Source organism: Mycobacterium sp., assembly GCF_019247615.1.
In the GTDB taxonomy this organism is placed as follows: domain Bacteria; phylum Actinomycetota; class Actinomycetes; order Mycobacteriales; family Mycobacteriaceae; genus Mycobacterium.
Genome location: NZ_JAFBAT010000275.1, coordinates 1 through 8,108, shown reverse-complemented (window position 1 = coordinate 8,108; position 8,108 = coordinate 1). Strand labels below are relative to the sequence as shown.

At 68.9% G+C, this 8,108-nt stretch carries 10 protein-coding genes; 1 reads left to right on the top strand and 9 read right to left on the bottom strand.

Annotated elements, in window-relative coordinates:
* The 3 genes from JO059_RS19140 to groES all read right to left on the bottom strand — a co-directional run bounded on the left by JO059_RS19140 (position 1) and on the right by groES (position 2,409).
* Positions 1-273 (bottom strand): type II toxin-antitoxin system Phd/YefM family antitoxin, encoded by a 273-nt coding sequence (locus JO059_RS19140; RefSeq protein ID WP_293321573.1) that lies wholly within the window; start codon positions 271-273, stop codon positions 1-3.
* 122 nt (positions 274-395) lie between these two features.
* Entirely contained in the window at positions 396-2,018 is a 1,623-nt protein-coding gene (gene groL / locus JO059_RS19135; protein ID WP_293321571.1) for a chaperonin GroEL, read from the bottom strand.
* An 88-nt stretch (positions 2,019-2,106) separates the two neighbouring features.
* A complete protein-coding gene (groES, locus tag JO059_RS19130) occupies positions 2,107-2,409 on the bottom strand; it encodes a co-chaperone GroES (RefSeq protein ID WP_007167930.1) in 303 nt (100 codons plus the stop codon).
* A gap of 305 nt (positions 2,410-2,714) precedes the next feature.
* Between groES and JO059_RS19125 the strand changes: the two genes are divergently transcribed.
* Complete coding sequence (locus tag JO059_RS19125; protein ID WP_293321569.1) at positions 2,715-3,359, top strand: C39 family peptidase; 645 nt, start codon at positions 2,715-2,717, stop codon at positions 3,357-3,359.
* A 14-nt stretch (positions 3,360-3,373) separates the two neighbouring features.
* On the opposite strand, the gene tsaD is transcribed toward JO059_RS19125, so the two are convergent.
* The 6 genes from tsaD to alr form a co-directional block, all read right to left on the bottom strand.
* Positions 3,374-4,408 carry a tRNA (adenosine(37)-N6)-threonylcarbamoyltransferase complex transferase subunit TsaD gene (gene tsaD, locus JO059_RS19120; protein WP_293321567.1) on the bottom strand — a complete coding sequence of 345 codons (1,035 nt, stop codon included), beginning with the start codon at positions 4,406-4,408 and terminating at the stop codon, positions 3,374-3,376.
* Positions 4,405-4,872: a ribosomal protein S18-alanine N-acetyltransferase gene (gene rimI, locus JO059_RS19115; RefSeq protein ID WP_293321565.1), complete on the bottom strand. Its 468-nt coding sequence runs from the start codon at positions 4,870-4,872 to the stop codon at positions 4,405-4,407. The genes tsaD and rimI overlap by 4 nt, the downstream gene beginning before the upstream one ends.
* The gene (tsaB, locus tag JO059_RS19110) at positions 4,869-5,492 is read right to left on the bottom strand and encodes a tRNA (adenosine(37)-N6)-threonylcarbamoyltransferase complex dimerization subunit type 1 TsaB (RefSeq protein ID WP_293321563.1); all 624 of its coding nucleotides are present in this window, start codon (positions 5,490-5,492) and stop codon (positions 4,869-4,871) included. The genes rimI and tsaB overlap by 4 nt, the downstream gene beginning before the upstream one ends.
* Positions 5,489-5,962 (bottom strand): tRNA (adenosine(37)-N6)-threonylcarbamoyltransferase complex ATPase subunit type 1 TsaE, encoded by a 474-nt coding sequence (gene tsaE, locus JO059_RS19105; protein WP_293321561.1) that lies wholly within the window; start codon positions 5,960-5,962, stop codon positions 5,489-5,491. The genes tsaB and tsaE overlap by 4 nt, the downstream gene beginning before the upstream one ends.
* Positions 5,963-6,074: 112 nt before the next feature.
* On the bottom strand, positions 6,075-7,127 hold the full coding sequence (locus JO059_RS19100; protein WP_293321575.1) for an alpha/beta hydrolase: 1,053 nt from the start codon (positions 7,125-7,127) through the stop codon (positions 6,075-6,077).
* Positions 7,128-7,179: 52 nt separating this feature from the next.
* Positions 7,180-8,108 (bottom strand): alanine racemase (gene alr, locus JO059_RS19095; RefSeq protein WP_293321559.1); only part of this gene is annotated, 929 nt, incomplete at its 5' end.

Genomic DNA, 8,108 nt, shown 5'->3' with positions numbered 1-8,108 from the left:
TCATCCGGCTGCGAAAGCGCCGGCGTCGACACCAAGCGCGTCGAGCATCTCCGCCAGCGGCAGTGTACGAAACGCGTTAGCCCGTAGCTCGCGCAATTGAAGCGCGTCAACAACATCCGCGTGCTCGTGCAGGCGCTCGTAGTCGGCGAGGCTGATGATCACCGCCACCTCGGTACCACTGTCCGTGATAATGGCTTCTTCGCCTGTCGAGGCCACGGCGCGCACGACAGCGCCCAGGCTTCCGCGCAAATCCCGCAGGCTATAAGTACTCATGTGTACACATGTTACACGCAGCCTGGAAAGCGCGGCGGCAGAGGATATCCTTCGCTTTCGAACAGAGTTACCCAAAACGAAAGCACCCCCGGCGATACCGGGGGTGCTCCGTACAGCGCGGGCTAGTGCCCGTGGCCGTGGTGATGACCGTGACCATGGTCGTCCGCCTTCTCGGGCTTGTCGACCACCGCCGTCTCGGTGGTGAGCACCATCCGGGCTACCGACGCCGCGTTGAGGACCGCCGACCGCGTGACCTTGACCGGGTCGATGACACCGTCGGCAACCAGGTCGCCGTAGCCGAGCGTCTCCGCGTTCAGCCCGTGCCCCGCTGGCAACTCCCTGACCTTGTGGACGGCCACCGACCCGTCCAGCCCCGCGTTGGTGGCGATCCAGTACAGCGGCGCCTCCAACGCCTGCGAGAACACGTCGACGCCCAGCGCCTCGTCGCCGCTGACCGAGCTACGCAAGTCGTCCAGCGCCTGGCGCGCCCCGATGAGCGCCGAGCCCCCGCCGGCGACGATGCCCTCCTCGACGGCGGCCTTGGCGGCCGCGACCGCATCCTCGACGCTTTCCTTGCGCTCCTTGAGAGCGGTCTCAGTGGCGGCGCCCACCTGGATGACGGCGACGCCGCCGGCCAGCTTGGCGAGCCGCTCCTGCAGCTTTTCGCGGTCCCAGTCGGAATCGCTCTTCTCGATCTCGGCGCGCAGCTGCTTGATCCGGCCCTCGACGGCGTCCTTGGAGCCACCGCCGTCGACGATGATGGTGTCGTCCTTGCTGACGACCACGCGACGGGCGGAGCCCAGCACGTCGGTGTCGATCTCGCGCAGCAGCAGGCCGGTGTCGGGGTTGATCACCTGGCCGCCCGTGACAACCGCCAGATCCTCGAGGAACGCCTTGCGCCGGTCACCGAAGAACGGCGCCTTGACCGCGACCGCTTTGAGCGTCTTGCGAATCGAGTTGACGACCAGGGTGGCCAAGGCCTCGCCCTCGACGTCCTCGGCGATGATCAACAGCGGCTTGCCCGATTCGGCGACCTTCTCGAGCAGGGGCAGCAGGTCGGGCAGCGAGCTGATCTTCTCTTGGTGCAGCAGGATCACGGGGTCCTCGAGCACGGCTTCCTGGGAGTCGAAGTCGGTCACGAAATATGCGGACAGGAAGCCCTTGTCGAAACCGACGCCCTCGGTGAACTCCAATTCCGTGCTCAGCGTGGAGGATTCCTCGACGCTGACGACGCCGTCGGCGCCGACCTTGGTCATGGCCTCGCCGACCAGCTCGCCGATCTGCTGGTCGCGCGAGCTGACAGTCGCCACCTGAGCGATCGCGTCCTTGCCGGACACCGGGGTGGCCGAGGCGAGCAGGGCCTCGGACACCGCGTCGCCGGCCTTGCCGATCCCGATACCCAGCGCGATCGGGTTGGCGCCGGCCGCAACCATCCGCAGGCCGTCTTTGACCAGCGCCTGCGCCAGCACGGTCGCCGTTGTCGTGCCGTCGCCGGCCACGTCGTTGGTTTTGGTGGCCACCGACTTGACCAGTTGGGCGCCCAGGTTTTCGAACGGGTCTTCCAGCTCGATCTCACGCGCGACGGTGACGCCGTCGTTGGTCACCGCCGGTCCGCCGAATGCCTTGGCCAGCACCACATGCCGGCCGCGCGGACCGAGCGTGACCCGGACCGCGCCGGCGAGCTTGTCGACGCCCGTTTCCATTGCGCGACGGGCGGTTTCGTCGTACTCAATGATCTTGCTCATCAGGTTCCTTCACCCCACGCTGTGAACGCATGCCGCCCCGGAAATCGCCCGCTCTCGTGCGCGGGGATCGCCGGGGCGGGACACGGTCTTACTTGGATACGACAGCCAGCACGTCGCGTGCCGAGAGGATCAGGTATTCCTCGCCGTTGTACTTGATCTCGGTGCCGCCGTACTTGCTGTAGATGACGGTGTCACCCTCCGACACATCCAGCGGGATCCGCTTCTCGCCGTCCTCGTCCCACCGGCCGGGGCCGACTGCGACGACGGTGCCTTCCTGCGGCTTCTCCTTGGCGGTGTCGGGAATGACCAGACCGGAAGCGGTCGTGGTCTCGGCCTCGTTGGCCTGCACGAGAATCTTGTCCTCGAGTGGCTTGATGTTCACCTTCGCCACGATTGGAGCCCTCCACTTATTTCATCGGGCGGGGCCTTCGCCCCACGGTGTTGGTAGCGGGCCGGGGTCCCCGGACCGGAGTTGGCGGTCGGTCCGAGGACCTGCCCCGAACCGCCCGGATTATCAGGTGATTCGGCATTCGGCCGCGCCCTCGCGCCGTCGTCGCGGGTGCCGGCACAGGGGATCGTCCGATTGCCACCTAGCACTCTATACATGAGAGTGCTAGCACTCAAGGCCGCCCCACTGCTTCATAGCGACGCCGGAAACCGGCCCCGCGCGAGCCGGTGAGTGCTAACAATGACGTCATGTTCACCGGCATCCTCAGCTGGGCCCGCACCACCGGCGCGGCCGCGTTGGTGGTCGCGGTTGCCGTGGGACTGATCGGCGCCCACACCGCGCTGGCCTGGGCCGATCCGAACGGGCAGATGTACGGCGACCCAGGAGCCGCCGCACCCTACTGGCGCTACCAGCACCAGCAGGACTGCGGCCTGATGGCCGTCGCCGACGTCGTCGGCCAGATCAAAGGAAAAGAACCCACCCAGACCGGGATCGAACTGCGCGGCATGTTCACCAAGAGCGAAGCCCACCGTGGCCGGGTCTACCACTTCGACGGCACCTCTCCCGAGGATCTGGTCGTGATGCTGCAGAAGTACGGCATCCAATCCCAGCTGACGACGGGCAACACCATGGACACCGTGGAGCAGGACCTGGCCGCCGGCCGCAAGGTGATCGCAGCCCTCAACGCCGAAACCATCTGGAACTACCCGGCGGGCCAGGGCAACCGGACCGAGGCCGACCACGCCGTCGTCGTCACGGGCGTCGATACCCGAAACGACATCGTCCACCTCAACGACAGCGGCACCCCCAACGGCCGCAACGAGCAGATCCCGATGGCCACCTTCACGCAGGCCTGGGCCACCGGCAACGACCTGCTGATCGTCACCCAGTAAGCCGGCCGCAAGAGTCAGGGCAGCTGGCCCTTCACCACCGGGAGGCCGGGGTCGCTCGGCACGTCCAGGGGTGACGGCGGTGCGCCCGCGGCCACCAGATGTGCGGCGAAACAGGCGATCATCGCCCCGTTGTCGGTGCACAGCCGCGGCCTCGGGATCCGCAGCATCAGGCCCGCCTCTGCGCAGCGTTGCGCCGCCAGCTCTCTGAGCCGTGAGTTCGCGGCCACTCCCCCCGCGATCAGCAGCGTCGAGACACCAAGCGCGGACGCGGCCCGCACGGCCTTCATGGTGAGCACGTCGGCGACGGATTCCTGGAAGCCGGCCGCGACATCGGCTTTGGAAAGACGGGCCGCGTCGGGATGGCTCTCCACATACCGGGCGACCGACGTCTTGAGCCCGGAGAAGCTGAAGGCGTACGGATCGTCGGCCGGGCCGGTCATGCCGCGCGGAAACGCGATCGCGTTCCGATCGCCGGTGCGGGCCAGGTCATCGAGCACCTTGCCGCCGGGGTAGCCCAGTCCCAGCAGCCGCGCCACCTTGTCGTAGGCCTCGCCCGCGGCGTCGTCGACGGTGCTGCCCAATTCGACGATCGGCTCGGCGAGCGACCGGACATGTAGTAGGTGAGTGTGACCGCCCGACACCAGCAGGGCCACGCACTCCGGGAGCGGTCCGTGCTCGTACACGTCGGCGGCCAGGTGGCCGCCCAGATGGTTCACCGCGTAGAACGGCACCCCCCAGGCGGCCGAATACGCTTTGGCCGCAGCGACTCCCACCAACAACGCGCCCGCCAGGCCGGGGCCGATGGTGGCCGCTATGACGTCGGGCTTCCTGAGCTCGGCGGCCGCCAGCGCGCGCCGCATGGTGGGGCCGAGCGCCTCCAGGTGCGCCCGTGAGGCGATCTCGGGGACGACGCCGCCGAAGCGGACGTGTTCGTCGACGCTGGACGCCACCTCGTCCGCGAGCAGGGTCACGGTGCCGTCCGCGCTCAGGCGCGCGATGCCGACTCCGGTTTCGTCGCAAGAGGTTTCGATGGCCAGCAGTGTGGTCATTCGGGATCCCGCCGCATCGTGTAGGCATCGGCGCCGCTGACTCGGTAATAGTGCCGGCGCAAGCCGATCTGCTCGAACCCCGCGCTGCGGTACAGCGCGATGGCCGCCTCGTTGTCGGTGCGGACCTCCAGGTAGACGGCGCCGCCGCCGGCGAAGTCCAGCAGCTCGTCAAGCAGCCGGCGGCCGATGCCGCGGCCCTGGTAGGCGGGATCCACCCCGATGGTGTGCACCTCGTACTCGAATGGCGGGGTGCGACCCAACCGCGAAATGCCGGCGTAGCCGACGAGCGTGCCGCCGACCCGCGCGGCCGCGTAGTGGTTGTGCTTGGCGGCCAGCTCGCGGTTGAACGCCACCGCCGGCCAGGGGTCGTCGCCGGGGAACAGCACCGCCTCCAGCTCGGCGCAGCGCTCCGCGTCGGCGGGCGTCAACGCGCCGAGGGTCACGGGCTCGCTGGGGGCGGTCATCGGGGGGCCGCTAGGGGCTTGGCGTCGGGGCGGCGCAGGTAGAGCGCAACGAGCGGAAGCGGGCGCTCCGCCCAGTCGGGCACCGCCGCGACCAGGCCGGCGGGTGTCGGGTGGGCGGGACCGCTGACCGGCAGGCCGAACAGCGCGGCGTGCTCGGGCGAGCCGGCGACGGCCGTGGCGGGACCCGGGTCGACGTCGGCGGCGGCATTAACTCCGGGTCCCGCCATGCGGAACCCGTCGCGGTAGCGCGCCCAGTACACCTCGCGGCGGCGGGCGTCGGTGACCACCAGGACATCGCCGGTGGTGCGCACCCCAATGGCGTCCAGGCTGCACACCCCGCGCACCGGGATGCCCAGCGCGTGCCCGTACGCCGCGGCGGTGGCCATCCCGGCCCGCAGCCCGGTGAACGGGCCAGGCCCGCAGCCCACCACGACGGCGTCGAGATCGGCCATCGTCATCGCGGCGTCGGCGAGGGCGTCCAGCGCGTTGGGGGTCAGCCGCTCGGCGTGCGCGCGGGCGTCGTGGGTGACCCGCTCGGCCAGCACCGTCATATCCTCGAGCCACACCAGGCCCGCCGTCACGGCCGGGGTGGCGGTGTCGAGGGCCAGGACGAGAGTCATCGGCGTGCCCTCGAACAGACCCATTGCCAGGCCGCGATCCGCACGTCGGAGTGGGTGACGCGCTCCAGCCGGATGTCGAGGTGCCGCTCCGAGAGGCGTTCGACGAGGCCTTCCCCCCACTCGACCACGACGACCGCGTCGTCGAGATCGGTGTCGAGGTCGAGCGAATCGAGCTCACCGAGCAGGTCCGCGCCGCTATGGTCCAATAGCCGGTACATGTCGACGTGAATCATCGCCGGGGCGGCGGGGCGGCGGGGCGGATGCACCCGCGCCAGCACGTACGACGGCGACGTGACGGGGCCATCGACGTCCATCGCTGCGGCGATTCCCTTGGCCAACAGCGTCTTTCCCGCGCCGAGCGGGCCGGACAGCACCACGACGTCACCCGCCCGCAGCTGCTGGCCCAGCCGGGAGCCGAGCGCGACGGTGTCCTCGACGCGTTCCAGCGTGGCGGTGCCTGCATCCAGCACGCTTTCAGCCCGCGGCGATCGCAAGCGCGGCGAAGCCGGGCGCGGCGGGTCGACGCTTTCAGCCCGCGGCGATCGCAAGCGCGGCGAAGCCGGGCGCGGCGGGTCGACGCTTTCAGCCACGGCGCCGGAACTGTTCCCGGAATCTCCGGTAGCGCAGGGTCATCTTCCCCGGAACGGCTCGGTGGACCAGCCGGACCAGCCCGTCGTTGATGGCGTCCGGCTTGTCCAGCAGCGCAAGGTGGCTGGCCCCGGTGACGATGACGAGCTCGGACCGGGGTAACGAGGCCGCCATCTTCCGGGAGTATTCGTCCGGGGTGAGCAGATCATGGTCTCCGCAGGCGATCAGGGTCGGGACCTTGAGCAACGTCCACAGCCCGCCCGTTTCGTCGTGTTTTTCCAGGGCCTCCAGAAAGCCGACCAGGGTGGCAATCGGGGTGCCGTTCATCATTCGCTGCGAGAACGCATCCAGGCTTCGACTCACTTGCAGGTCGCTGAACGACGCGGCCCGCAACACCGGGCCGATCAGCGATCGGGACACGTTGCGGCCGCGATGCATCAGCTTGGGGGCGGACCGGGCGGTGAACCGAAGGGCTTCCAGGGCAGGGTTTTTCAGGATCTCGCCCAGCGGCGATCGGGTAACCCCTTCGGCCGCCGAGGAAATCAGCGCGGCGCCGACGATCCGATTTCCGTACTGTTCGGGAAACTGGCGGGCATGGGACAACACCGTCATGCCGCCCATCGAGTGGCCGACCAGCAGGACCACCCCGCGGGGGGCGAGCGCCCGCAGCACGCTTTCCAGGTCCTCGCCGAGCTGGGTCAGTGTGTAGCTCTCGGGCGAGGCTTGACCGGATCGTCCGTGCCCGCGCTGGTCGTAGAAGACCATCCGGACATCCGGGCCCAATCGGTCGGGAAGCCGGGTCCGCTGAAAATGGAAGGCACCCATGCGCAGGCAGAATCCGTGAACGAACACCATCGTCACCTGCGCGTCCGCCGGACCGGTTTCGCGGACGGCCAACGGCACTCCGTCGGGTGTGGTGACCACATATCCGCGGTCGTCGTAGAGGGTGTCGAAATCCTCGTCCGCGTAAGGGTCTTCGACTGTGGTGGCGCGTTGGGTCATGGACCGGCGGGCAGATGCTCCCACAATGGTCGCCACGGCCGTCAGGCCCGCGCCTCCCGCGAGCCAGGCCCTACCGGTATGACGCGCGCGGGTCTTGTCAGGGCTCAACGGTTTCGGCCTCGCGATAGGTTCTGGTGATCCGCCCCCGGGGGCTGGTGACCACTTCGTAGTGGATGGTGCCGAGAAGGTCGGCCCAGTCCTGGGCGGTGGGTTCGCCCCTGGTTCCCGGCCCGAACAGGATCGCCTCGTCGCCCTCGGCGACATCGGGCGGTCCGGGGCCCAGATCGACGACGAACTGGTCCATGCAGATCCGGCCGACGCCCGGGCGCGGCCTGCCGTTGATGAGCACCTCCAACCGCCCGCCCAGCGAGCGGAAGACGCCGTCCGCGTAGCCGATCGGCATCAGTGCCAGGTTGGTGTCACGCTCGGCGACCCAGGTGTGGCCATACGAGACCCCCTCCCCTGCGCGGATCGACTTCACCAGGGCCACAGCGCATTTCACCGTCATCGCCGGGATTAGCCCCATGTCGCCCCGCTCGGGGACCGGGCTGAGGCCGTACACCGCGATGCCGGGCCGCACCAGGTCGAAGGCCAGGTCGGGCCGCGACATGGTGGCAGACGAATTGGCCAGGTGCGCAAGCTCGAACCGCAGCCCCTGATTGCGCGCCTGGGCCAGCATATCGGAAAAGCGTTGGGCCTGAACGTCGTTGATGGGATTATCGGGTTGGTCGGCATACACCATGTGCGACATCAGTCCCCGCAGCCGGATGGTGTCCTCGGCGACGGCCCGGCGCAGCGCGGCCAGCATCGACGGGTAGTGCGCCGGGGCGACACCGTTGCGGTTCAGTCCGGTGTCGACCTTGACAGTCACCGTCGCCGTCTTGCCGGTGCGGCGCACGGCGTCCAGCACCTCGTCGAGCTGGCGCTGCGAGGACACGGCGATTTCCACATCGGCCAGCACCGCCGGCGCGAAGTCGATGCCGGGCGGATGCAACCACGCAAGTATCGGGACGGTGATGCCGTCGG